Below are 22,918 nucleotides of genomic sequence, written 5' to 3' on the forward strand. Positions count from 1 at the left end.
CGCCGGACAATGAGGCCTGGCGCACGTCGCAGACGATTCAAGGTTTCAGAACGATTAAGTTCTCACGTCATCGCTCAAAAACCTTGATCTATTTATAGCAACTGATCTATAACCTTTATAACTTGCCCGAACCCCCGAGGAGTCCCCCATGAGGAGTATTCGAAAGGGCACGGCGCGGAGCACCGTCGCTCTGGTCGCCGTTGTCGCAGGAATGCTCGCGCTCGCTGGATGCAGTTCCGCATCCACCAACGCGGCGACGAGCAAACTGGTCAGTCGAGCGCCGGCGGCGTCCGGGCCGGTGGAATCGCTGACCTGGAACCTCCCCAACGGGGAACCGGACACGATCAACCCTCCGAACGCCGTGTACTACCCGAGCGCAGGCGTGGTCAGCAATCTGTGCGACCCGCTGCTGGCTGTGAATGAGAACTACGACCTCAGCTCCAACCTCGTGAGTTCGAAGCAGGAGACGCCGACCAAGCTCGTCTACACGCTGGTTGCCAAGGCCACCTTCTGGGACGGCAAGCCGGTGACCGTGGATGACATCGTCTACAGCCTCCGCCAGGCCGCCGACCCCAAGTCCGTCGTCTCCGCCGTCTATCAGAACGTGAGCTCCATCGAGGCGACAAGCCCCACCCAAGTGACGGTCAACTTCAAGCAGCCCGACGAGCTCTTCAACTCGGAGATGGCCACCTTCGCCGGGATGGTCGTCGAGAAGGACTTCGCCGAGAAGGCGGGGGCCAAGTTCGGCAGCTCCGCCGGGGGAATCATGTGCAGCGGACCGTACGAGTTCGTGAGCTGGACTCCCGGTGACAGCATCAAGCTGAAGAAGAACCCCGACTACTGGAACAAGAAGGTTCCTCAGCACGCCGCGGCGATCACCTTCCGGTTCATCACGGACAGCACCGCATACACCCAGGCTCTGACGGCGGGGGAGATCGACGGGTCCTACCAGATCTCGGCGTCGTCGATCCCGTCGCTGCAGAAGTCCAAGAACGGTGCCGTGTACTTCGGTCCGTCGATGGAGAGTTGGGCGCTGAACGTCGCCCGGCCCGATGGCCCGCTCGCCGACGTCAACCTTCGTGACGCGTTGCAGGTGTCCATCGACCGTGACGCACTCGCCCGCGTGGTCTTCCACGGTGCCGCGACCTCGAACTACACGGAGCTGACGCCGCGCACGTGGCCGAACGATCAGAAGGCCGTCTACCAGAAGGCCTACGATCAGTGGGCGAAGAAGCGCGCTTTCAACATCGATCAGGCGAAGGAACTGGTGAAGAAGTCGAAGTACGACAGTTCGCCTGTGGTTCTCGGCACCCAAGCGGGAGATGAGACGAGCTCCACCATCGCGCAGCTCGTGCAGCAGCAGGCCAAGAAGGCGGGAATCACCGTCAAGATCGACGAGATCCAGCCCCTGCAGTTCAGCACTGCCGGTTACGACGAAGCGACGAGGAAGCAGCTGGGCGTCGACCTGCTCTTGACTCCCAGCTTCAATGCAGCGGCCGATCCGCTGGAGCCGCTCGGCTTCGTGTACCTGCCGGACTCGCCATACAACTACACCAAGTTCGACGACGCGAAGGCGGTTAGCCTGCTCAACGAGGCCCGCCAGACGTTCGACGACAAGAAGCGAGCCCAGCTGATCGTGGAGTTCCAGGACATCGCCGAGAAGGATTCCGCGGTCATCCCGCTGGTCAGCTCGAACACGGTCACCTACCTCAACAAGAAGCTCGGCGGCGCGATCACCTCGTTCGCGTACATGAGTATGCCCGCTCTGGGCTACATCGGCTCCAAGTAGGGCTCCGCCTCGATGACCGCAGCAATCCCCCAGGCACGGAGCGCCACCGCATCACGGTGGTGGCGCTCCGCGCTGCACTATGGCGTCAAGTGGATCGTCGGACCGATCCTGACGATCGTGGCCGCCGCCTTCGTGATCTACATCGCTTTGGCACTCTCGCCGGGCGACCCGGTATCCACGATTCTGGGATCGAAAGCGACCGCTGAACAACGGCAGGCGCTACGCGAGAGACTGGGACTCGACGAACCGGTCCTGGTGCAGTTCTGGAACTGGTTCACCAGCGCGCTTCATGGTGACTTCGGATTCTCGTTCACCTTCCGCCAGGACGTCTCGACCATCGTCGGACCCCGGCTGGGAACGACGGCCGCACTCGTCGTGATGTCGATGGTGCTCATCCTCGTCTTCGGCATCGGGCTGGGCATCGTCGGCGGGATCGCCAAGAAGTCCCGCGCGCTGGTGAGCACGACCATCGGTTTCCTCATCTCGATCCCGAGCTTCGTGGCCGCCTCGTTCCTGATCGGCATCTTCGCGGTCGGACTGGGCTGGTTCCCGACCTTCGGTGCGGGGGAGCCGGGAATCGACAGGATCTGGCACCTGACGCTGCCGGCCATCGCTCTCGCGGTCGGCTGGGTGGCCTATCTCGCGCAGATCTCGATGTCGTCCATCACGGAGGAGAGGAACAAGGAGCACGTCACCACCGCGATCGGTCGTGGACTTCCGTTCGGTCTCGTGCTGCGCAAGCACATACTGCGCAATGCCGGCATCCCGGTGCTGACGGCGTCGGGCCTGACCCTGGCGGCACTCGTGGCCGGTTCGATCGTCGTCGAGACGGCTTTCGCCGTCGACGGCATCGGCTCTCTGCTGGTCAAGAGCGTCCTGTCGAAGGATCAGCCGGTCGTCGCCGCCATCTCCCTCATCATCATCACCGTCTTCGTCGTCATGACAACGGTCGTCGACATCCTGCAGGTCGTTCTCGACCCGAAGCTTCGCAAAAGGAGCCGCCGATGACCGCTCCCGTCACGGCGCCCGTCAGCCTCCGTCGAACACGCATGACCGACGCCTGGTGGAGGGCGGATCCGGTGCTGACCGGTGCGCTGGTCGTCTGCGCCCTGTTGTTCTTGATGGCGGTGTTCGGGCCGCTCGTCGCCCCCTACGACCCACTGGCGACCGACATCCTCTCGTCCAGCCAGCCTCCCAGCTGGGATCATCTCCTCGGCACCGATTCGCTCGGTCGGGACATCTTCTCCCGGATACTCGTCGGGGCCCGGTTGAGCTTCCTCGGGCCGATCATCATCGTCTCGATCAGCATCACCTTCGGGGTCACCCTCGCTCTCCTAGCCGCTTGGAAGGGCGGCGTCGTGGACAGCGCCCTGAGCAAGGTGCTCAACGTCATGTTCGCTGTTCCGGCGATCCTCGTCGCCGTGATCGCCGTCGCGGTGTTCGGCGGTGGGTTCTGGGCGCCCGTACTGGCGCTGGCTCTCGTCTACATCCCGTATGTCGCGAGGGTCATCCGGTCCTCAGCGATACAGGAACGGCGGCGGCCGTATGTCGAGGCGTTTCAGCTCGCCGGGATGTCGGGCTTCCAGATCAACCTGCGACACATCCTCCGCAATCTGACGCCGCTGATCCTGGCGCAGGCCACGCTGAGCTTCGGTTCAGCACTCATCGATTTCGGGGCGCTCTCCTTCGTCGGCTTGGGCGTGCCCCCGCCGACTCCTGAGTGGGGCGCGATGGTCAACGCCGGGCGAGCCGAACTGCTCGCCGGCAGCGCCCAGCAGACGATCGCTGCAGGAGCCATCATCGTGATCACCGTGGTCGCCTACAACGTGCTCGGCGAGAGAATCACCCAACGTCTGGGAGCCTTCTGATGCCTTCGACTTCGAACGAACCGCTCCTGACGGTCAAGAACCTGGGTCTCGACATCGTCCCGAGACGCTCGCGGACGGCGATCCCCGTCCTTCTCGACGTCGACTTCACGGTGGCCCGCGGAGAGTCCGTGTGCGTGGTCGGTGAGTCCGGATCGGGGAAGAGCATGACCACTCGCGCGATCATGCGGCTCCTCCCTGACGGTGCCCGCCCGCGGGGGTCCGTGACCTTCGGCGGGTCGGATGTGTTCAGTATGACCGCGAAGGCCCTCAGCCGGTTCCGGTCGAGGGAGATCGGCATGATCTACCAGGATCCGCGAGCCCATGTGAACCCGCTGTGGACCGTCGGTGACTTCCTCACCGAGGGCGTCGTGACGAGTGGTCTCATGTCGAAGCCCGAGGCTCGCCGGAAGGCTCTCGCGCTCCTGCAGGAGGTCGGTATCCCCGATGGGGAACGTCGCCTCAAGCAGTACCCCCATCAGCTGTCGGGAGGTCTGCTGCAGCGGATGATGATCGTGATGACGCTGATGCCGGAGCCCGAACTCATCATCGCCGACGAGGCGACGACTGCGCTCGATGTGACCGTCCAGGCCGACGTCATGGCGGTCTTCGCCTCACTCAAGAAGCACCGCGAGCTCTCCCTGCTCTTCATCACGCACGATCTCGACCTGGCAGCGGCGGTGGCGGACACCATCGTCGTGATGTACGCGGGCCGCGTGATCGAGCGCGGTCCGGCCCGCGACGTGTACTTCCGGCCTTCGCATCCGTACACGTCCGCACTCTTGCGATCGCGGCCCAACCCGCGGTCCCAGGCGAAGTTGGAAAGCATCCCTGGGCGGCCGATCGCCGCCGCCGAGGCGGGAACGGGGTGCGCGTTCGCACCTCGGTGCCCGTTCGCACAGGCGAGGTGCCGCTCCAGCGTCCCGGAGCTTCGCGAGTACGGCAACGGGACAGTGGCCTGTCATCGAGCCGAAGAACTGCAGGATGAACTGATGGAGGTGGCCGGATGAGCGCAGGCGACGTTCTGCTCGAGGTCCGCGACCTCCGCAAGACCTTCCGCGTTCAGGACGCGGCGGGCGGTTGGGGCGACTTCGTCGCCGTCGACGATGCCAGCTTCGTCATCCCACGGCGCGGTTCCCTTGCCGTGGTCGGTGAGTCCGGCTCGGGGAAGACCACCACCGCCCGGATCATCGCGGGTCTCGAGGAGCGGACATCGGGCACGATTATCCTCAACGGCCGCGAGTGGACGGCCTCCTCGTCGTTGAAAGCTCGGCGCTCTCACGCCCGGCATGTCCAGATGGTCTTCCAGGATCCGTTCGGATCCCTCGATCCCCGGCAAACGCTGGGAGAGGGGCTGGAGGAGGTCCTCGTGCTTCACAATCCACGGCAATCCCGAGCCTGGCGTAGAAGTCGCTCCGTCGAGGTCTTCGAGATGGTGGGGCTGGATTCCAGCCACCTCGCCAAGCGGCCTCGGTCGCTCTCCGGAGGACAGCGACAGAGGTACGCGATCGGGCGCGCACTAGCACTGGAGCCCGAACTCTTGATCCTCGATGAGGCGGTGTCCGCGCTCGACGTCAGCGTGCAGGCCCAGATCCTCAACTTGCTGATCGACCTTCGCGAGGAGGTGGGGGTCTCGTACTTCTTCGTGTCGCATGACCTCGCGGTCGTGCGCCAGGTGTCTGATTCCGTGATCGTGATGCGCAATGGAGTGATCGTGGAATCGGGTCCCACCGCCTCCGTCATGGACGCTCCCCAGAACGACTACACCAAGCGCCTGCTGGCCGCTATTCCGAGTCCTGAATGGCAGCAGACGGCATAGCCGGCGTCACCGGCGACGAGAGGCGCGCTTCTTCACTACCGCGAGAGCGATCCATGCTTCGACACCGTCGACCCCGGCCACCGGGCCGATGCGCCGATGCAGGAGATCGCTGAGGTGGGCGGCATCGCGGAGGGTGAGCTCGATCAGCAAGGAGGATCGCCCCGTCGTCTCGGCGACGAGCGACGCTTCCTCGATCTCAGCGATGGACGAGATCACCTGTTCCACCGCGCCCGGCCGAACAGAGATCAGTGCGAAAGCGGAGGCGGGGGCCGCCTCGACTGCGGTGAACCTGATGGTGCCCTTCCGCCGCAGCGCGCGGAGCCGAGCGCCGATGGTCTCCGGCTTCCCGTCGAGAAGTCGTGCGAGCTCGGCCACCGGCATCCTCGGGGCATCGCGCAGGACGCCGATGATCCGCTTATCGAGGTCGCGCAAAGGCGACCTTCTGCGGGGGATTCGTTCCATGAGCACCTCGGAGTCGCTCAGCGCTCGAATCTCCGAGCGATGACGTCCACCCAGTCTGCGCCAGTGACTCCCGGCGCGGCTGGAGAGGTTTCCTACGATGGAACGATCCGTCGTTCCAGGAGGAGGAACGGCTCTCCGTGCCCGCCGTCCCGCTTTGGCAGAGTGTGAGCACATGTAGAGTGCGCGCTGCGAAGGGCGCGCACGATGACCCGTAGATCGAGCTCACGAGGGAGCACCATGGCTGATGAAGAACTCCTGTGGGTCGACGGCTTTCGCGCGGCCGAGATGATCCGACGCGGCGAGATCACCTCGCTGGAACTCGTCGAGGCCACGCTCGAGCACGTGGACAGGCTCGAGCCGTCGATCAACGCATTCGTCACCGTGGTCGCGGAGCAGGCACGAGCCGCGGCTCGTGCGGCCGACTCGCGTGTCGCCCAGGCGGATGACGTGGACGTCCTGCCGCCGCTGCTGGGTGTTCCGATCAGCATCAAGGATCTCACCGAGACCGCAGGTGTCAGGACGACGTTCGGGTCGACCGAGTTCGCCTCGAACGTACCGACCTCGGATTCGATGACGGCGGCCCGTGTGCGTGCCACGGGCGCGGTGCTCATCGGCAAGACGACGACGCCCGAGTTCGGGATGCTGGGGACGACGGAGAGCGCGCTCACCGGCATCACGAACAACCCGTGGAATCCGGCTTTCGCTGCAGGAGGGTCGAGCGGCGGCGCCGCGGCCGCGGTCGCGAGCGGAGACGGCGTGATCGCGTGGGGCTCCGACGGGGGCGGCTCGATCCGGGTGCCGGCCGCGATGTGCGGCGTCGTGGGATTCAAGCCGTCGATGGGGCGCATCCCGAACCGTCACCCGTGGGATGCGTCGTCGAGCGAGGGGCCGATAACGCGCTCGGTTGCCGACGCGGCGCTGCTGTTCCGTGAGACTGTGGGCCCGGACCGCCATGACCCCCTGTCGCTTCCGAATGAGGGGACCGACTACTTCCGACGGGTTCGGGAGCTTCGGGATCTTCGGGGCACCAGAATCGCTTTCGCCCCGCGACCGGCAGGCGGACCGGTCGCGCGGGAAGTCGAGGACATCGCCTCGCGTGCCGTCGCAAGGTTCGCGGATGCCGGGATCGTTGTCGAGTTGGTCGACCTTCCTCTTCCGGATCCGGTCGCGTACTTCCTGGCGTTCTGGGGGCCCGGGTTCGTGGCCGGGGCCGATTCGCCGCCCCTCCCGCATCCCGCGATGCGCGACCTCGCGAGCAAAGCCGGGGGACCCGCCGAGTATTACGAGGCTGCGACCAAGACGCGGGTGCACCTGTACGAGGTGTACCAGAAGGTCTTCGACGGATTCGACTTCATCGTCACGCCCACCCTGCCCGTCGCTCCGTTCCGTCACCCCGGCGACCGCGGAGGCAACGCCGATGTCGACGGGGTCGCCGTCACGATGCCGCAGATCGACTTTCACCGTTTCACCGAGAGTCCCTCGCATGCAGGGCTCCCGGCGCTCACCGTTCCCTGCGGCTTCAGCGCCGAGGGCCTCCCGATCGGCATGCAGATCGTCGGCAATCATCTTGATGATGTCGGCGTCCTCGAGGTCGGCGCGTTGTTCGAGCAGGTTGCGCCGTGGCGTCAGTTCCGGCCGGAGATCGCTCTGGCGTGACGTGCAGTGGTCAGCCGACGCGGTAGACCGTGTACGTCACGCGGCCGGCGTCACGCGCGGCGCTGGCGATGAAGAGCCCGTGCTCCAGCTCCTGCAGATCCAGCGCGGACGTCTCGAACCGGACGAGGAGGCGGAAGTAGTACGAGGCGGGGTCTACGATCTCGCCGCGCCCGAGCGCAGCGAGAATCTCCGCGCTTCCCGTTCGCACGCCGCTCGTCTGCAGATAGATGAGCGCACCCTGAGGGGTCCTTGCGGTGTAGCGAGTGTCGACATCGATGGCGCCGTCGGGACGCACCACCTGCCAATCCGCGCCGCCGCGCTCGATCTGCGCGCTCGGAAGGATCGAAGCGAACCGTCCGAGCCCTCGCATGGTCCCGCCCAGGATCGGAATGACCCGACGGTGGCCGGAGCGAGTGGTGCCGTGGTCGACCAGATCTCCCAGCTCGACGACGACGTCGAGAACCGCCTCCAGCGCTGGTTCCGGACGAGCGCTCACGATGCTGCTCCCCCGTGTTGCGGCGTTTCGTCTGGGTTCTGACCTCAGCGAACGATTCTGCCAGGCGTTCCAGGCCGGTCAGGGATGCCAGCACAGCGTCCCGGTCGGCTTGGTCGAGATTCGCCAGTGCGTCCTCGACGATGGCGGCGCTCGCTGCGTCGAACGACGCGAACAGCCGTTCGGCTCGTTCCGTCGCCTCGACGTGAACTCGCCGGGCATCCCCATCGATCGTGCGTCGCGAGATGAGCATGGTGCTCTCCATGCGCAGCAGCAGGTTGCTGACCGTCGAACGGCGGAGTCCCAGCAACGCGGCCAGATCCCCCGGAGTCTGTGCGTTTCCGGTGAGGAGGGCGCGGATGATCTCGATCTGCGCGTCGGGCAGATCGGGAAGCCCAGCAGCTGCGCGGGTCGCACGCAGGAGGTTGCGCCGAAGCGGTGAGATGATGCGCGCGAGCTGGGCGCCTCCCTCGGCTGTCACAGCACGGGCCGAGAGGGAGTCAGCGAGGCGCGCCGGTTCAGGGCTTCAGGGTCGAAGCCGGCGGAGCGTTTGTACGCGGCCGCGATCTCAGCCAGCTCACCCTCTGCGAAGATCTCGTCGCGGTTCCGGAAGCCCAATGGGGCGCGTTCGCGGGCGAGCACCATGACGCGTTCAGGCCCGGTGCGCCGCGTGCTCTCAAGCAGAGCTGTCGTCGCAGGTCGCCGGTCCGCCTCGTAGGCGGCGAGTGCGAGATCAGCGGCGCCTGTCTCTGCGATGTGGAAAGCGAGGGTCCGTGCATCGAGGATCGCCTGGGAGGAGCCGTTCGATCCGTTCGGGTACATCGCGTGTGCGGCGTCTCCCAGCAGAGTGGTTCGGCCCTCCGTCCAGGAGGTCAGGGGGTCGAGGTCGGCCATCGGATACTGGAGCACCCGCTCCGCCGAGCCGATCAGCGAGGGGATGTCGAGCCAGTCGAACCGCCATGTCGCGAAGAGGTCCCGGATGGGCGCGAGGGGGACCTCGTTGTTCCAGTCGACCGACTCCAGCGAGCCAGGCACGCGTTTCTCGGCGATGAAGTTGACTCGGGCGCGACCGTCGGCTTGTCGTTCACCGATGGGATACGCGACGAACTTCTGATCGTCGTCACCGGCCATGATCATCGTGCTGCCGTCGAGGTAGGGCTCGATGAGCGCAGTTCCACGCCACATCGTCAAGCCATTCCATTTCGGTCCTGGCGCGCCGGGATGCAACTGCCGCCGGACGGCAGAGTGGATTCCGTCCGCGCCGATCACAATGTCGGCGTCGACGCGGACGGTGTCGTTTGCGGCTGTCTTGAGGACGGCCGTGTCGTAGCCGTCCCCGTGTTCCATGCGTACCAGAGAATGCCCGAGCAGGATCGCATCGGCACCCAATTGTCCGATGACCTCGGCAGCGAGGGCCATCTGGAACTCGCCGCGGTGGACGGAGATCTGAGGCCATCGGTAGCCGGCCGCGGCACCTCGAGGCTCGCTCCAGATCTCTTGCCCGAAGCGGTTGGTGTACGTGAGTGTCGAGGGGGCGACGCCGATGGTGGCCAAGCGCTCGCCCAGCCCGAGTTCGGTCAGTTCCCGGACCGCGTGGGGGAGCAGGTTGATGCCGACCCCCAGGGGCTTCAACTCCGTCGCCTTCTCGACCACGACGACATCGGTGACGCCGATGGCGTGCAGGCTCAGGGCCGCAGTGAGCCCACCGATGCCGGCCCCGACGATTACCACCCTCATATCCGACTCCTTCGTCGACTCCACGGTGGAATAGTTTTGTCACAAAATCGTCGGGCCGTCAAGGGAGAACGAACTGTGACTACCAGAGGTTCTGCCACCAGTGGCTTCCCTTCGGTTCGAGCACCGAGGAGGGGAGCTGGAAAGTTTGAATGGTCGGGAGGACGCAGGCTTTATCGTCTTCGTACAGCGCGAAGCACGGATAGCCGGAGGTCGAGTCGAGGCCGAGCGTGGACGCGACGGCTTCGGCGTAGAAGTTCGGCCTGTGGGTCGCGAGGTAGCTCCTGACGCTCGGGTAGCCGCTCGGTTTCACGACCTCACGGGAGTCGACGAAGGCGAGGTTGTCGCCTTTCCCGAAGTAGTCGGTGTCGGATGCGCAGACCCCGGACACCCCGAACAGATAGCTGCCGCCGGACGCGCCGGCCGCCGATCGAGCGCCGACTTTCGTCACGAGAGCCGGGAAGTCATTCGACCCGGGCATCGAGAAGTAGCCCACCGACGCAGCTTCGGCGTCCCTTGGGGAGACGACCTGGGTGCCGACCGGAGGCGGCACGGGATTCTTCACGTGGGTCTCCGACTCTCGCATCGTCGACGAGTTGAGCGTCACCACAGTATTGCCCGGGGTGTCGAAGCTCGGCTGGAAACCGGATCCGCACGCCAGCACCGCAAGGGCGACGACCCGCGATGCCTTGTCCGAGACAGTGAGCACGCTCCATTCGTCACGGAGGTAGGCACGTTGGACGTAGTCGCCGTCGCTGCGCTGCAACGTCGGGGCGCCGAGCTTCGTTCTCACGTAGTCCGTGGAGTAGCCGACGTGCAGGCCCCTGAGCAGGCTCGCGTCGACCTGATGTACATGGGTTGCCGCCCACGCCTGAGGCAGCAGCGCGACGAAGGTGACGATCGCGGTGGGGATGCCGATGATGAAGAGCACCGTCTCCGCGACCCGTCTGACCCTCGGCCACAAGGGTCGCTTCGTCGTGCTGCTGTCGGGCATGCGCGCATGGTGCCATCCGCCGTTGTCGCAGCACAAGATGTCATCCGCCAGGATGTTCACGGTTCGTAACCGGGCCTTTGCGTAACCGCGCCCGACTGCCATGCTTCCCCGATGCATCGCTCGAATGGGGAAGGTGAAGCCCCCGGGTCCCACAGCAGAGACGAGCGCCGGTCCGCGCTGATCTTCTTCCTCGTGATGAGTGTCGGTCTGGGCGCGGTCGCTCTGGTGAGCCTGCTGCTGCCCCAGCCGCAGGGCGAGCCGGGGATCGTCGTGACGGCGATCCTTCTGCTCGTGGGCTCCGGCTATGGTGCTGTGTCGTCGTCGATCGCTCTTGCTCGCAGCGGATCCGACGCGCGCGGGCCTGCTCCGAGAACGGACAGCGCCGCCGAATAACGATCGGCAGCGATCGCGACCAATTCGTACGCGGGTGCGGTGTCGACGGTGAGCAGCGGCGGCGTCGAGGTGTCCGCCGTGGTCGCTCGAATCCTGTCATGGAAGTACCCGGGGGCGAGCAGGTAGCTGGCGACTGCGACGCGCCCACCGTCGGCCGACCGATGCCGGGCGACCGCGTCGGCGAGGACGGGCTGGGCGGCGCTCAGGAACGCGACGGTCACCGGGCGCTGGAGCGTGATGCCCAGCGACAGCGCGGCCTGGCGGGCGTCGTCCACGCCGGCCGTGTCCGTCGAGCCTGCGGCGGCGAGCACGATGTGGTCGGTCGGCGACACCCCGGCCTCACGAAGTCGGCGACGCAGAACGTGCGCCAGCCGGTCATCCGGACCGAGCGCGTGGGCGATGACGACACGATCCCCGAACGGCTGCGCTGCGAGTGGGATGTCGTGGCCGAGGTGGTAGCCGCGGGAGAGCAGCAGCGGCACGATCACGACGGTCGCACGGCGAGGGAGGCTGGTGAGCGCCGTCGAGAGGTCGGGCTCCTGGACGTCCACGTAGGCGTGCGCCGAGATGTCGGCATCGACCGCGGCGTGGATGGCTTCCGCGTATGCCTGGATGGCCCGCTGGCCCAGCGGGTCGGAGGTGCCGTGGGAGACGGTGAGGATGGCGATCATGAACCCTCGGGATCGGTGCGTGCGACGTGGATGCCGGGCACTCAGCATGCCTGAAGGGCCGTACATCCTTTCTGTAGTGAGTCCATTTATTACCGCCGCCCTTCCGCAGCGTTTCTGATGCGCTCTAAGTTCCCATCTCGATCCGTCTTCCGGCGGAGGAGGGAACTTCTGTGACGATCTCGGAACACCGCAGCGCACCGCTGGCAGCGTCTCGGCCGCGCCGGTCGGACGCGCGCCCGAACGGGCAGTGGGCGATCGACGGAAAGACGCCGCTCAACCCCAACGAGGCGTGGAAGCAGGAAGACGGCGGCTTGGCCGTCCGTGAACGCATCGAGCGCGTCTACGCCCGCGGCGGTTTCGCATCCATCGACCCGACCGACCTCCACGGCCGCTTCCGCTGGTGGGGCCTATACACGCAGCGCAAGCCCGGCATCGACGGCGGCAAGACCGCGACGCTCGAACCCCACGAGCTCGAGGACGAGTACTTCATGCTGCGGGTCCGAGTCGACGGCGGTCAGCTCACGACCGCGCAGCTGCGCACCATCGCGGGCATCTCGACCGAGTTCGGCCGCGACACCGCGGACCTCACCGACCGGCAGAACATCCAGCTGCACTGGATCCGCGTGGAGGACGTCCCGGAGATCTGGCGGCGGCTGGAGGCCGTCGGCCTCAGCACCACGGAGGCCTGCGGCGACGTGCCCCGCGTCTTCCTCGGCTCCCCGGTCGCCGGCATCGCCGCGGACGAGCTCATCGACCCGACTCCGCTGATCGAGGAGATCGCGGACCGGTTCCTCGGCGACCCGGAGCTGGCGAACCTGCCGCGCAAGTTCAAGACCGCGATCAGCGGGCACCCGAGCCAGGACGTCGTGCACGAGATCAACGACGTCTCCTTCGTGGTGGTCGAGCATCCCGAGCTCGGCGTCGGCTTCGACCTCTGGGTCGGCGGTGGACTCTCCACCACGCCGCGGCTCGCCGAGCGCCTCGGCGCCTTCGTCCCGGCCGATCGGGTGCCGGAGGTCTGGCACGGGGTGGTGCAGATCTTCCGCGACTACGGCTACCGCCGGCTGCGCAACAAGGCGCGCCTGAAGTTCCTGCTCGCCGACTGGGGTGTCGAGAAGTTCCGTGAGGTGCTCGAGACCGAATACCTCGACTCGCCGCTCGCCGACGGTCCGGCCCCGGCTGCGCCGACGACGGCGGGCGACCACGTGGGCGTCCACCGGCAGAAGGACGGCCGCTACTTCATCGGCGTCACGCCGTTCGTCGGCCGCGTCTCCGGCACGACCCTCGGGCGGCTCGCCGATCTCCTGGAGCGGCACGGCTCGACCCGGCTACGGACCACCCCGCACCAGAAGATCCTCGCCCTGGACATCCCCGAGGACCGCGTCGAGGCGGCCGTCGCCGAGCTCGAGGACCTCGGGCTGACCGCGAAGCCGAGCGTGTTCCGGCGCGGAACCATCGCGTGCACCGGGATCGAGTTCTGCAAGCTCGCGATCGTCGAGACCAAGGTGACCGCGACCACGGCCGTCCAGCAGCTGGAGGACCGTCTCGCGGGACTGGATCTGCCCGCGCCGCTCAGCCTCCACGTCAACGGCTGCCCGAACTCGTGCGCGCGCATCCAGACCGCCGACATCGGCCTCAAGGGCCAGCTGCTCCCCGACGGGAACGGCGGCCAGGTGCCCGGCTTCCAGGTCCACCTCGGCGGCGGTCTCGCCTCCCGCGACCGCGACGAGGCCGGCCTCGGCCGGACCGTGCGCGGGCTGAAGGTCACCGCCGACGGGATCGCCGACTACGTGGAGCGGGTCGTGAAGCGCTTCCTCGCCGAGCGGAGCGAGACGGAGACATTCGCCGAGTGGGCACACCGAGCAGACGAGGAGGCACTGCAGTGACCGCGACCAACCTGGGCAGCCTGCCCGTCCGCCCCGCCGGGCTCCGGCCGGTGGACGAACTGCGCGCGCTCGCCGAGCGCGGCGCCCGCGAGCTGGAGGACGCGACCGCAGAGCAGATCGTCCGCTGGGTGGCCGGCAACTTCGCGGTCGAGCACACGGCCGTCGCCTGCTCGATGGCGGATGCCGTCCTCCCGCATGTCGTCGCGACGGCGCTGCCGGGTGTGGACGTGCTCTTCCTCGACACCGGGTACCACTTCGTGGAGACCCACGTCACCCGCGACGAAGTGGCCCGCGCCCTGGACGTGCGTGTCGTCGACGTGAAGCCGAAGCAGACCGTCGCCGAGCAGGACGCCGAATTCGGTGCGGAGCTGTTCGCCCGCGACCCCAACCTGTGCTGCGCCCGCCGCAAGGTCGAGCCGTTGCAGCGCGCACTCACGGGGTACGAGCTGTGGTTCACCGGTGTCCGCCGCGAGGAGGCGCCGACGCGCGCCGCCACGCCTGTCATCGCCTGGGACGAGAAGAACGGCCTGGTGAAGGTCAACCCGCTCGCCGCCTGGACGTTCGACGAGCTCATCGACTACGCCACCGTCAACGCCGTGCCGCTGAACCTGCTCCTGACCTCGGGTTACCCCTCGATCGGCTGCGAACCGTGCACGAAGCCGGTAGCCGAGGGTGAGGACCCGCGCTCCGGCCGCTGGGCCGGGCTCGCCAAGACCGAATGCGGGTTGCACCTATGACCGATACAGCGACGCAGAACCGGGCGACCGGCGCCTCCCTCGATCTGATCGACCAGCTGGAGGCCGAGTCCATCCACATCATCCGCGAGGTCGTCGCCGAGTTCGAACGGCCCGTGCTGCTGTTCTCCGGCGGCAAGGACTCCGTGGTCGTGCTCCACCTGGCCGCGAAGGCGTTCTGGCCCGCACGCATCCCGTTCTCGCTGCTGCACGTGGACACGGGCCACAACTTCCCGGAGGTGCTCGACTTCCGCGACGCGACCGCCGAGCGCTTCGGCATCCCCCTCGCCGTCGCCCGGGTGCAGGACTACATCGACGACGGCCGGCTCGCCGAGCGCGCCGACGGCACCCGGAACCCCCTGCAGACCCTTCCGCTGCTCGACGCCATCGAGGCGGGGCGGCACGACGCGGTCTTCGGCGGCGCCCGGCGCGACGAGGACAAGGCGCGGGCGAAGGAGCGCATCCTCTCGCTCCGGGACGGGTTCGGCCAGTGGGATCCGCGCAACCAGCGGCCGGAACTGTGGAGCCTGTACAACGGCCGGCACACGCCGGGTCAGCACGTGCGGGCGTTCCCGATCAGCAACTGGACCGAGCTGGACGTGTGGCGCTACATCGAGCGCGAGGGCATCGAGCTTCCGTCGCTCTACTACGCGCACGAGCGTGACGTGTTCGCCCGCGACGGCATGTGGCGGGCGATCGGCCCCGTCTCGCCCGCGGACCGCGGCGAGAGAGTCGAGCGCCGGCTGGTGCGCTACCGCACCGTCGGCGACATGAGCTGCACGGGCGCGGTCGAATCCGACGCACACGACGTGGCCGCCGTGGTGCGGGAGGTCGCCGCCTCCACCCTCAGCGAGCGCGGTGCGACGCGCGCGGACGACCGCATCTCGGAAGCCGCGATGGAAGACCGGAAACGGCAGGGATACTTCTGATGACTCTTCTCGACGACGACACCCGCGCGGCCGGCACCGCTCTCACCGCGCCGGCCACCCGCGGCACCCTGTTCCGCTTCGCCACCGCCGGTTCGGTGGACGACGGCAAGTCCACCCTCGTCGGCCGGCTGCTGCACGACTCCAAGGCGATCCTCACCGACCACCTCGCGGCGGTCGAGCGCACCTCCCGGGAGCGCGGCTTCGGCGGCGAGGCGGGCGGGCTCGACCTCGCTCTGCTGACCGACGGCCTGCGCGCCGAGCGCGAGCAGGGCATCACGATCGACGTCGCCTATCGCTACTTCGCGACCGACGCGCGGTCCTTCATCCTCGCCGACTGCCCGGGGCACGTGCAGTACACGCGCAACATGGTCACCGGCGCCACCACGGCGGACGCGGTCGTGCTGCTGGTCGACGCCCGCAACGGAGTGCTGGAGCAGACCCGTCGTCACCTGGCGGTCATCAGCCTGCTGCGCGTGCCGCACGTCATCGTGGCGATCAACAAGATCGACCTGATCGGCTTCGACGCCGACCGGGTGCACCGGGTGACGGACGACCTGGTCGCCGTGACGACGGAGCTCGGCATCGGCGACGTCCACGTCATCCCCGTCTGCGCGGTCGACGGCGACAACGTCGCCGAGCGCTCGGCTCGCACTCCCTGGTACGACGGTCCCGCGCTGCTCGAGCTGCTGGAGGCACTGCCGGGCACCGACCAGGCCGAGGCCGCGACGGAGGAGCTGCGGCTGCCGGTCCAGCTCGTGCTGCGGCCGCAGGGCGCGCTCGCCCCGGGGCTGGACGCCACCGAGTACCGCGACTACCGCTCCGCGGCCGGACGTCTCGCCTCCGGCACCGTCCGGGTCGGCGACCGCGTCAGCGTCCACCCCGGCGGCGCGACCTCGGTCGTGACCCGCATCGACGTCGCCGGCCGCAGCGTGACGTCGGCGGTCGCACCGGAATCCGTCGCGGTCAGCCTCGCCGACGATCTCGACCTGGCCCGCGGCGCCCTGATCGGCGCGGCCGGCACACTGCCCGAGCCGCGACCCGCCCTGACCGCCGAGGTGTTCTGGCTGGACGCCGCACGTGGCATCCCGGGCGCACGGCTCCTGCTCAAGTGGGGGACAGCCACCGTGCAGGCCCGGCTCAGCGCGATCGAGGGCCGTCGCGACCTCAGCACGCTCCACGTGGTGCCGGCCGACGCGCTCGAGGTCAACGACATCGGCCACGTCACCCTGCAGCTCGCGGAGGCCCTGCCCGTCGAACCGTACGCGGTCAACCGGCAGACCGGAGCCTTCCTGCTCATCGACCCGCAGTCCGGCGCGACCCTCGCCGCCGGCATCGTCTCCTGAAAGGCTTCCCGTGCGCATCACGCTCCGCACCACGGCCGTCCTCGTGCTCGCCGCCGCGACCGCCGCGCTCACCGGCTGCGCCGCCGGCACCGCGGCGAGCACCCCGTCCGGCGCAGGCAGCCCTGCGTCGGCCGTCCGGGTCGGCTACTTCGACAATGTCACTCACGCGCCGGCGCTCGTCGGCATCCACCGCGGGCTGCTGCAGAAGGCGCTCGGCACGACGGCGCTGAAGACCACCCGGTTCAGCGCGGGCCCCGCCGAGGTGGAGGCGCTCAGCGCCGGGGCGATCGACGCCGCCTACATCGGCCCCAGCCCCGCGATCAACTCCTACCTCAAGAGCGCCGGCCAGTCGCTGAAGATCGTCTCCGGCGTCGCCGTCGGCGGTGCGGCCCTGGTCGTGAAGCGCGACATCGCGTCCGCCGGCCAGCTGAAAGGGAAGACAATCGCGACGCCGCAGCTCGGCAACACCCAGGATGTGGCGCTGCGCTACTGGCTGAGCAAGAAGGGCCTGCGCACCTCCACCACCGGCGGGGAGACCTCACCATCGCCCCGACCGACAACGCCCAGGCGCTGACCGCGTTCCAGGGCGGCAAGATCGACGGGGCCTGGGTACCGGAGCCGTGGGTGTCCCGGTTCGTGGTCGACGGCGACGCCAAGGTCCTCGTGGACGAGGCGTCCCTGTGGCCGGGCGGCAGATTCCCGACGACGGTGCTGGCGGTCTCCGCATCCTTCCTCGCGGCGCACCCGCAGACGGTGAAGGCGCTCGTGCAGGGCAACGCCGACGCGGTCGCGGCCCTCGCGGATCGCGCCACGGCCGCCGCCGACATCAACGCACAGCTGAAGGCCGACACCGGCAAGACGCTGTCCGACGAGGTGCTCGCCCGCGCGCTCGAGCACGTCGCCTTCGACACCGACCCGGATGCGGCCGCCTTCCCCACGCTCGTCCAGCACGCCACGTCGGTCGGGCTCGGGACGAAGGGGTCGCTGACGGGCTTGTTCGACCTGACGGCGTTGAACGCGGTCCGCGGGGCCGGGGCCGTCCGGCGGTCTCGTCCGGCGGTCTGGGGTAGCGCCATGAGCGATATCGACCGCACCGCCGTCACGCTGGCGGGAGTGAGCAAGCGCTTCGGCGCCCACGCCCCCGTCGTGCTCGACCGGGTCGACCTCCGGGTCCGCGACGGCGAGTTCGTCTGCCTGCTCGGCGCCTCCGGGTGCGGCAAGTCGACCATCCTGAACCTGATCGCGGGGCTGGAGCAGCCCACCGCCGGGGAGATCGCGGTACCCAGCGGACCGGTCGCGATGATGTTCCAGGACGCGGCTCTGCTGCCCTGGCTGACCGCCCGGCGCAACGTCGAGCTCGCCCTGGAACTCGGCGGTTCCCCGCGGGGCGCGCGGCGCGACCGCGTCGACCAGCTCCTCGAGCTGGTCTCGCTCGTCCACGCCGCCGGCCGCCGGCCCCACGAGCTCTCCGGCGGGATGCGTCAGCGCGTCGCCCTCGCGCGCGCGCTCGCCCAGGATCGGCATGTGCTGCTCATGGACGAGCCGTTCGCGGCCGTCGACGCCATCACGCGCGACCTCCTGCACGTCGAGCTGGAGCGGATCTGGCGGCAGACCGGCCGCACCATCCTCTTCGTCACGCACAACGTCCGCGAGGCGCTCCGTCTCGGCCAGCGGATCGTGCTGCTCCGCTCGCGTCCCGGCCGCGTCGCCGCCGAGTGGGAGGTCCCTGCGGACGTCCGCGCCGGTGCCGACCCGGTGGAGGCCGCCCGCCTGGACGACGAGATCACCCGCCGGCTGCGAGAGGAGTTGATCCGCAATGCCGCCTGAAGCCACCGTCATCCCGACCCTCGGCACGGCGCGGGTTCGCGCGCCGGGCGAGACGTCCGAACTGCACGCGCTGGAGGCCGGACTGGACTCCCTCCAGACCCCGAGCGACGCCGGCCCGCGCCACGGGCGCCGCATCGCCAAGGCCGTGATCCCGCCCGTGGCCTTCGTGCTCGCGGCCCTCATCGCGTGGCAGCTCTACACGCTGATCGCCCATCCGCGGCCCGACCTCTACCCCGGCCCTGCGGACGTCCTCGCCGCGCTCGGCAGCGCTGCGGGTGCCGGGCACCTGGCGACCGCCATCGGCACGAGCCTCGGCCGCGGGGGACTCGGCTTCCTGCTGGCCATCCTGATCGCCACCCCGCTCGGCCTGCTGCTGGCCGAGGTTCGCTGGCTGCGGCGCGCGGTCGGCCCGATCCTCTCCGGCCTCCAGGTGCTGCCCTCGGTGGCATGGGTGCCGGCCGCGATCCTCTGGTTCGGCCTGACCGACGCGGCCGTGTACTTCGTCGTCCTGCTCGGCGCGGTGCCCTCGATCGTCAACGGCCTGCTCGCCGGCATCGACCAGGTGCCGCCGCAGCTGCGCCGGGTCGGCGTCGTTCTCGGCGCCAACCGCCGCCAGCAGCAGACCCGCATCCTCTTCCCGGCCGCCCTGCCGGGATACGTCGCCGGGCTCCGCCAGGGCTGGGCGTTCGCCTGGCGGTCGCTGATGGCCGCCGAGATCATCGCCGGCTCCCTGGGCTTCGGGCTCGGGACGATGCTCGAACAGAGCCGGGAGCTGGCGGATATGCCCTCGGTGCTTGCGACCATCCTGACGATCCTCGTCGTCGGGATCGCCATCGAGCTGGCCCTCTTCGCACCGGTGGAGCGCCTGCTGCTGCGCCGCCGGGGACTGACAGGAGCGAACCGATGAGCATCCAAGCGCTCGGCTCCGTCGCCCTCGTGGGCGGCGGCCCCGGCCATCCCGATCTGATCACCGTCCGCGGACGCCAGCTGCTCACGGCGGCCGACGTCGTGATCGCCGACCGGCTCGGCCCGCGGGCCCTGCTCGACGACCTCGGCCCCGACACCGAGGTCATCGATGTCGGCAAGCAGCCGCACCATCACCCCGTTCCGCAGTCGCGGATCAACGAGCTGCTGGTCGAGCACGCCCGTGCGGGCAAGCGCGTCGTCCGGCTCAAGGGTGGCGACCCGTTCGTCTTCGGCCGAGGCGGCGAGGAGGCCGAGTACTGCCGCGCGGCCGGCATCCCGGTGGAGGTGGTGCCCGGCGTGACCAGCGCCATCGCCGTTCCGTCGATCGCCGGCATCCCGGTCACCCACCGAGGCGTCGCCGCCGGGTTCACTGTGCTGTCCGCGCACACCGACATCGACGAGGTGCCCGGCGGCGCCGAGCACACGGTCGTCCTGCTGATGGGCGTCTCGGGGCTCGCCGCCACCGCCGCGTCCCTCGCAGCGGGCCGCCGTGGCGCGGACTGCCCGGTCGCGATCGTCGAGGACGGCTACGGCGACGGCCAGCGCGTCACCATCGGCACGCTCGGCACCATCGCCGCCGAGGCCGCCGCACGCGGCGTGCGCTCGCCCGCCGTGATCGTCGTGGGAGATGTCGCGCGACTGGCCGACCCCGATCTCCTCCCCACCCCTGCAGCACAGCACCGCTCCGCACCGTACAGAGAGGCACCCCAATGACCCGACCGTTCCGCGTGGCCGTCGTCGGCGCCGGACCCGCCGGAATCTACGCCGGCAACATCCTGCGCACCCGCGCCGCCGAGGCCGGCATCGACGTCCGCATCGACCTGTTCGAGTCGCTGCCGGCTCCGTACGGGCTCATCCGCTACGGCGTCGCCCCCGACCACCCGCGGATCAAGGGCATCGTGACTTCCCTTCACGACATGCTCGCCGACGGCTCCGTTCGCCTGATCGGCAACGTGGAGGTCGGAGCCGACATCACCGTGGACGAACTCCAGTCGCTCTATCACGCCGTGATCTTCGCGACCGGCGCCCAGCGCGATGCCGTCGTCGACCTCCCCGGCCTCGACCTGGCGGGCAGCTTCGGCGCCGCCGACTTCGTCTCCTGGTACGACGGCCACCCCGACGTGCCGCGTCACTGGCCGCTCGACGCGACACAGCTGGCGGTGCTCGGCAACGGCAACGTCGCACTGGACGTCGCCCGCGTGCTCGCGAAGCACCCGGCCGACCTGCTCACCACGGACATCCCGGACAACGTCCACGCCGGACTGCTCGCGTCGCCCGTCGAGGACGTGCACGTCTTCGGCCGCCGCGGCCCGGAGGACATCAAGTTCACCCCGATCGAGCTGCGCGAGCTGGGCGAGGTGCCCGGGGTCGACATCGTGCTGTACGACGAGGACTTCGATCGCTCCGGCGGCGACGCCACGACCGGTGAACGGCGTGCCGCGGGCAACCAGGCCAAGGTGATGGCGCGCATCCTGCAGTCCTGGCGCGACCGCGAGTCCACCGGCGCCCGGCGCCGCCTGCACCTGCACTTCTGGCACCGGCCCGTCGAGCTCCTGGGCGAGCACGCCGTCACCGGCATCCGCTTCGAGCGCACCGAGCCGGACGGTGAGGGCGGGATCCGCGGGACGGGCGAGTTCGTCGACTACGACGTGCAGGCGGTCTACCGGGCGATCGGCTACCGGGGCACCCCGGTGCGCGACGTGCCCTTCGACGACGTCGCCGGTGTCATCCCGAACGACGGCGGTCGTGTGCTGGACGACGGCGAACCTGTCGTGGGCCTCTATGCGACCGGCTGGATCAAGCGCGGCCCGGTCGGCCTGATCGGCCACACGAAGGGCGACGCCGGCGAGACCATCGAGAAGCTGCTCGAGGATCACGACGCGCTCGCCGACGCCGAGCGCCCGGGGGAGGAGGAGGTGCTCGCGTTCCTCGAGTCCCGCGGTGTCGCGTACACGACGTGGGACGGCTGGCTCGCCCTGGACGCCCACGAGCGCGCGCTCGGTGAGGCGTTCGTCGGCGACGTCGCGCGGGAGCGCATCAAGGTCGTCGCCCGCGACGAGCAGGTCGCGATCTCGAACCGCGAGGTGATCGTCCGATGACCTACGTGATCGCGCTGCCCTGCGTGGATGTGAAGGACCGCGCCTGCATCGACGAGTGTCCGGTCGACTGCATCTACGAGGGTGAGCGCTCCCTCTACATCAACGTCGACGAGTGCGTCGATTGCGGCGCGTGCGAGCCGGTCTGCCCTGTCGAGGCCATCTACTACGAAGACGACCTGCCGGAGGAGTGGGCCGACTATCACGCCGCCAACGTCGAGTTCTTCTCCGAGCTCGGCAACCCCGGCGGCGCGTCCAAGGTCGGGCCGCAGCCGTTCGACCATCCGCTGATCGCCGCGCTGCCCCCGCAGGAGGTCGCGCATGCCTGACGTCGTCGTCATCGGCGGCGGCCCCGCCGGGCTGTCGGCCACGCTGAACCTCGCGCGCGCCCTCGTCGACGTCGTGCTCGTCGACGCCAGCCGGCCACGGAACTCCGCCACCCTCCGCTCGCACGGCTTCCTCACCCGCGACGGCATCCGCCCGACCGAGCTGCGCTCGCTCGCGAAGGCCGAGCTGTCTGCCTACGAGAACGTCGAGCATCGGGAGCGACAGTCCGTCACCTCGGTACGCGCCGACGGCGACGGGTTCCTCGTGGAGGTCGCGGGCCGGGCTGCCGGGCAGAACGCGACCCTCGCCGCCGACGTGGTGCTCCTCGCGACCGGCCTGACCGAGACGCTTCCCGACCTGCCGAGCATCCGTTCGTTCTACGGGATGAGCGTCTTCAGCTGTGTCGCATGCGACGCCTGGGACCTGCGCGGGGGTCGGCTGGCGCTGATCGGCGAGACCGAGGATCTGGCGCGGCGTGCTGTCCACCTCGCCCGGTGGACCCCGCATCTCACGGTGTTCACGCACGGTGCTCCCGTCGTCACCCCCGACGAAGAAGCGACCCTCGGCGGCCTCGGCATCCGGGTCGAGCGTGCGGCGATCGCCGACCTCGAGGGCGAGCGAGGAGCAGTCCGCTCCGTCCTGATGAAGGACGGCCGGTCCATCCCGATCGACGGGGGCTTCGTCCGTCCCGCGTGGCACCTGGCCACCGGGTTCCTCGGCGGTCTTCAGCCGGAGGCCACGGTCGACGGCTTCCTCGCGACGAGTCCGGAGGGACGGACGTCCGTCCGCGGGCTCTATGCCGCCGGCGACATCACCGCCCCCGGACCACAGCAGATGATCATCGCGGCGGGCGCCGGAGCACGGACGGCGGCGGCGATCGTCGAGGACCTGCAGCTGCGGGGCAGCGTCCGCACCGCGTCCCGGTCGTGAGAGG

At 68.9% G+C, this 22,918-nt stretch carries 22 protein-coding genes and 2 pseudogenes; 18 read left to right on the forward strand and 6 right to left on the reverse strand.

Going from position 1 to position 22,918, the window contains the following annotated elements; translation table 11 throughout:
- Nucleotides 1-148: 148 nt before the first annotated feature.
- The 5 genes from ACQ86M_RS18300 to ACQ86M_RS18320 are packed head-to-tail and all read left to right on the forward strand — an operon-like array spanning nucleotide 149 to nucleotide 5,473.
- On the forward strand, nucleotides 149-1,789 hold the full coding sequence (locus ACQ86M_RS18300) for an ABC transporter substrate-binding protein (RefSeq protein ID WP_431246475.1): 1,641 nt from the start codon (nucleotides 149-151) through the stop codon (nucleotides 1,787-1,789).
- A gap of 12 nt (nucleotides 1,790-1,801) precedes the next feature.
- A complete protein-coding gene (locus ACQ86M_RS18305) occupies nucleotides 1,802-2,797 on the forward strand; it encodes an ABC transporter permease (RefSeq protein WP_431246476.1) in 996 nt (331 codons plus the stop codon).
- Nucleotides 2,794-3,657, forward strand: a complete 864-nt coding sequence (locus ACQ86M_RS18310) for an ABC transporter permease (RefSeq protein WP_431246477.1) — start codon at nucleotides 2,794-2,796, stop codon at nucleotides 3,655-3,657. The genes ACQ86M_RS18305 and ACQ86M_RS18310 overlap by 4 nt, the downstream gene beginning before the upstream one ends.
- The gene (locus tag ACQ86M_RS18315) at nucleotides 3,657-4,664 is read left to right on the forward strand and encodes an ABC transporter ATP-binding protein (RefSeq protein ID WP_431246478.1); all 1,008 of its coding nucleotides are present in this window, start codon (nucleotides 3,657-3,659) and stop codon (nucleotides 4,662-4,664) included. Before ACQ86M_RS18310 ends, ACQ86M_RS18315 begins: the two co-directional genes overlap by 1 nt.
- Entirely contained in the window at nucleotides 4,661-5,473 is an 813-nt protein-coding gene (locus tag ACQ86M_RS18320; protein ID WP_431246479.1) for an ABC transporter ATP-binding protein, read from the forward strand. The genes ACQ86M_RS18315 and ACQ86M_RS18320 overlap by 4 nt, the downstream gene beginning before the upstream one ends.
- A 6-nt stretch (nucleotides 5,474-5,479) precedes the next feature.
- Here ACQ86M_RS18320 and ACQ86M_RS18325 read toward each other — a convergent pair whose 3' ends face one another.
- The gene (locus ACQ86M_RS18325; protein WP_431246480.1) at nucleotides 5,480-6,109 is read right to left on the reverse strand and encodes an Lrp/AsnC family transcriptional regulator; all 630 of its coding nucleotides are present in this window, start codon (nucleotides 6,107-6,109) and stop codon (nucleotides 5,480-5,482) included.
- A 63-nt stretch (nucleotides 6,110-6,172) separates the two neighbouring features.
- Here ACQ86M_RS18325 and ACQ86M_RS18330 point away from each other — a divergent pair, with 63 nt between their 5' ends.
- The gene (locus tag ACQ86M_RS18330; protein ID WP_431246481.1) at nucleotides 6,173-7,591 is read left to right on the forward strand and encodes an amidase; all 1,419 of its coding nucleotides are present in this window, start codon (nucleotides 6,173-6,175) and stop codon (nucleotides 7,589-7,591) included.
- 10 nt (nucleotides 7,592-7,601) lie between these two features.
- Here ACQ86M_RS18330 and ACQ86M_RS18335 read toward each other — a convergent pair whose 3' ends face one another.
- The 5 genes and pseudogenes from ACQ86M_RS18335 to ACQ86M_RS18355 all read right to left on the reverse strand — a co-directional run bounded on the left by ACQ86M_RS18335 (nucleotide 7,602) and on the right by ACQ86M_RS18355 (nucleotide 11,876).
- Nucleotides 7,602-8,087 (reverse strand): DUF3237 family protein, encoded by a 486-nt coding sequence (locus tag ACQ86M_RS18335; RefSeq protein WP_431246482.1) that lies wholly within the window; start codon nucleotides 8,085-8,087, stop codon nucleotides 7,602-7,604.
- A 265-nt stretch (nucleotides 8,088-8,352) separates the two neighbouring features.
- A pseudogene (locus tag ACQ86M_RS18340) lies at nucleotides 8,353-8,565 on the reverse strand (TilS substrate-binding domain-containing protein); the annotation flags it as partial.
- Complete coding sequence (locus tag ACQ86M_RS18345) at nucleotides 8,562-9,845, reverse strand: flavin-dependent oxidoreductase (RefSeq protein ID WP_431246483.1); 1,284 nt, start codon at nucleotides 9,843-9,845, stop codon at nucleotides 8,562-8,564. The gene ACQ86M_RS18345 and the pseudogene ACQ86M_RS18340, both read right to left, overlap by 4 nt.
- Nucleotides 9,846-9,900: 55 nt before the next feature.
- Nucleotides 9,901-10,914 (reverse strand): ETEC_3214 domain-containing protein, encoded by a 1,014-nt coding sequence (locus ACQ86M_RS18350; RefSeq protein WP_431246484.1) that lies wholly within the window; start codon nucleotides 10,912-10,914, stop codon nucleotides 9,901-9,903.
- Between the two features lie 200 nt (nucleotides 10,915-11,114).
- Nucleotides 11,115-11,876, reverse strand: a complete 762-nt coding sequence (locus ACQ86M_RS18355) for a sirohydrochlorin chelatase (protein ID WP_431246485.1) — start codon at nucleotides 11,874-11,876, stop codon at nucleotides 11,115-11,117.
- 170 nt (nucleotides 11,877-12,046) lie between these two features.
- Between ACQ86M_RS18355 and ACQ86M_RS18360 the strand changes: the two genes are divergently transcribed.
- The 12 genes and pseudogenes from ACQ86M_RS18360 to ACQ86M_RS18415 all read left to right on the forward strand — a co-directional run bounded on the left by ACQ86M_RS18360 (nucleotide 12,047) and on the right by ACQ86M_RS18415 (nucleotide 22,914).
- Nucleotides 12,047-13,762, forward strand: a complete 1,716-nt coding sequence (locus ACQ86M_RS18360) for a nitrite/sulfite reductase (RefSeq protein WP_431246486.1) — start codon at nucleotides 12,047-12,049, stop codon at nucleotides 13,760-13,762.
- On the forward strand, nucleotides 13,759-14,499 hold the full coding sequence (locus ACQ86M_RS18365) for a phosphoadenylyl-sulfate reductase (protein ID WP_431246487.1): 741 nt from the start codon (nucleotides 13,759-13,761) through the stop codon (nucleotides 14,497-14,499). Before ACQ86M_RS18360 ends, ACQ86M_RS18365 begins: the two co-directional genes overlap by 4 nt.
- Complete coding sequence (gene cysD / locus ACQ86M_RS18370) at nucleotides 14,496-15,425, forward strand: sulfate adenylyltransferase subunit CysD (RefSeq protein ID WP_431219938.1); 930 nt, start codon at nucleotides 14,496-14,498, stop codon at nucleotides 15,423-15,425. Before ACQ86M_RS18365 ends, cysD begins: the two co-directional genes overlap by 4 nt.
- The gene (locus ACQ86M_RS18375; protein ID WP_431246488.1) at nucleotides 15,425-16,768 is read left to right on the forward strand and encodes a sulfate adenylyltransferase subunit 1; all 1,344 of its coding nucleotides are present in this window, start codon (nucleotides 15,425-15,427) and stop codon (nucleotides 16,766-16,768) included. Before cysD ends, ACQ86M_RS18375 begins: the two co-directional genes overlap by 1 nt.
- 10 nt (nucleotides 16,769-16,778) lie before the next feature.
- Nucleotides 16,779-17,342 (forward strand): ABC transporter substrate-binding protein, encoded by a 564-nt coding sequence (locus tag ACQ86M_RS18380; RefSeq protein ID WP_431246489.1) that lies wholly within the window; start codon nucleotides 16,779-16,781, stop codon nucleotides 17,340-17,342.
- Nucleotides 17,339-17,527: pseudogene (locus tag ACQ86M_RS18385) on the forward strand (ABC transporter substrate-binding protein); the annotation flags it as partial. The gene ACQ86M_RS18380 and the pseudogene ACQ86M_RS18385, both read left to right, overlap by 4 nt.
- Before the next feature lie 315 nt (nucleotides 17,528-17,842).
- Nucleotides 17,843-18,595, forward strand: coding sequence for an ABC transporter ATP-binding protein (locus ACQ86M_RS18390; protein ID WP_431247918.1), 753 nt, complete (start codon nucleotides 17,843-17,845; stop codon nucleotides 18,593-18,595).
- Nucleotides 18,585-19,502 carry an ABC transporter permease gene (locus tag ACQ86M_RS18395; protein ID WP_431246490.1) on the forward strand — a complete coding sequence of 306 codons (918 nt, stop codon included), beginning with the start codon at nucleotides 18,585-18,587 and terminating at the stop codon, nucleotides 19,500-19,502. The genes ACQ86M_RS18390 and ACQ86M_RS18395 overlap by 11 nt, the downstream gene beginning before the upstream one ends.
- Nucleotides 19,499-20,275: a uroporphyrinogen-III C-methyltransferase gene (gene cobA / locus ACQ86M_RS18400; protein ID WP_431246491.1), complete on the forward strand. Its 777-nt coding sequence runs from the start codon at nucleotides 19,499-19,501 to the stop codon at nucleotides 20,273-20,275. The genes ACQ86M_RS18395 and cobA overlap by 4 nt, the downstream gene beginning before the upstream one ends.
- Entirely contained in the window at nucleotides 20,272-21,660 is a 1,389-nt protein-coding gene (locus ACQ86M_RS18405; RefSeq protein WP_431246492.1) for an FAD-dependent oxidoreductase, read from the forward strand. The genes cobA and ACQ86M_RS18405 overlap by 4 nt, the downstream gene beginning before the upstream one ends.
- Complete coding sequence (gene fdxA / locus ACQ86M_RS18410; RefSeq protein WP_431246493.1) at nucleotides 21,657-21,986, forward strand: ferredoxin; 330 nt, start codon at nucleotides 21,657-21,659, stop codon at nucleotides 21,984-21,986. Before ACQ86M_RS18405 ends, fdxA begins: the two co-directional genes overlap by 4 nt.
- Complete coding sequence (locus ACQ86M_RS18415) at nucleotides 21,979-22,914, forward strand: NAD(P)/FAD-dependent oxidoreductase (protein WP_431246494.1); 936 nt, start codon at nucleotides 21,979-21,981, stop codon at nucleotides 22,912-22,914. Before fdxA ends, ACQ86M_RS18415 begins: the two co-directional genes overlap by 8 nt.
- Nucleotides 22,915-22,918: the final 4 nt, after the last annotated feature.

The sequence above is a fragment of the Leifsonia xyli subsp. cynodontis genome (assembly GCF_050632205.1).
In the GTDB taxonomy this organism is placed as follows: domain Bacteria; phylum Actinomycetota; class Actinomycetes; order Actinomycetales; family Microbacteriaceae; genus Leifsonia; species Leifsonia xyli_D.

What these genes read in the sequence shown, in the direction of transcription:
- ACQ86M_RS18375 (WP_431246488.1), top strand. Translation starts at nt 15,425, where the DNA reads ATGACTCTTCTCGACGACGACACCCGCGCGGCCGGCACCGCTCTCACC.
- ACQ86M_RS18300 (WP_431246475.1), top strand. Translation starts at nt 149, where the DNA reads ATGAGGAGTATTCGAAAGGGCACGGCGCGGAGCACCGTCGCTCTGGTC.
- ACQ86M_RS18330 (WP_431246481.1), top strand. Translation starts at nt 6,173, where the DNA reads ATGGCTGATGAAGAACTCCTGTGGGTCGACGGCTTTCGCGCGGCCGAG.
- ACQ86M_RS18325 (WP_431246480.1), bottom strand. Translation starts at nt 6,109, where the DNA reads ATGTGCTCACACTCTGCCAAAGCGGGACGGCGGGCACGGAGAGCCGTT.
- ACQ86M_RS18310 (WP_431246477.1), top strand. Translation starts at nt 2,794, where the DNA reads ATGACCGCTCCCGTCACGGCGCCCGTCAGCCTCCGTCGAACACGCATG.
- ACQ86M_RS18390 (WP_431247918.1), top strand. Translation starts at nt 17,843, where the DNA reads ATGAGCGATATCGACCGCACCGCCGTCACGCTGGCGGGAGTGAGCAAG.
- ACQ86M_RS18320 (WP_431246479.1), top strand. Translation starts at nt 4,661, where the DNA reads ATGAGCGCAGGCGACGTTCTGCTCGAGGTCCGCGACCTCCGCAAGACC.
- ACQ86M_RS18415 (WP_431246494.1), top strand. Translation starts at nt 21,979, where the DNA reads ATGCCTGACGTCGTCGTCATCGGCGGCGGCCCCGCCGGGCTGTCGGCC.
- ACQ86M_RS18305 (WP_431246476.1), top strand. Translation starts at nt 1,802, where the DNA reads ATGACCGCAGCAATCCCCCAGGCACGGAGCGCCACCGCATCACGGTGG.
- ACQ86M_RS18395 (WP_431246490.1), top strand. Translation starts at nt 18,585, where the DNA reads ATGCCGCCTGAAGCCACCGTCATCCCGACCCTCGGCACGGCGCGGGTT.
- fdxA (WP_431246493.1), top strand. Translation starts at nt 21,657, where the DNA reads ATGACCTACGTGATCGCGCTGCCCTGCGTGGATGTGAAGGACCGCGCC.
- ACQ86M_RS18355 (WP_431246485.1), bottom strand. Translation starts at nt 11,876, where the DNA reads ATGATCGCCATCCTCACCGTCTCCCACGGCACCTCCGACCCGCTGGGC.
- ACQ86M_RS18350 (WP_431246484.1), bottom strand. Translation starts at nt 10,914, where the DNA reads ATGGCAGTCGGGCGCGGTTACGCAAAGGCCCGGTTACGAACCGTGAAC.
- cysD (WP_431219938.1), top strand. Translation starts at nt 14,496, where the DNA reads ATGACCGATACAGCGACGCAGAACCGGGCGACCGGCGCCTCCCTCGAT.
- cobA (WP_431246491.1), top strand. Translation starts at nt 19,499, where the DNA reads ATGAGCATCCAAGCGCTCGGCTCCGTCGCCCTCGTGGGCGGCGGCCCC.
- ACQ86M_RS18315 (WP_431246478.1), top strand. Translation starts at nt 3,657, where the DNA reads ATGCCTTCGACTTCGAACGAACCGCTCCTGACGGTCAAGAACCTGGGT.
- ACQ86M_RS18405 (WP_431246492.1), top strand. Translation starts at nt 20,272, where the DNA reads ATGACCCGACCGTTCCGCGTGGCCGTCGTCGGCGCCGGACCCGCCGGA.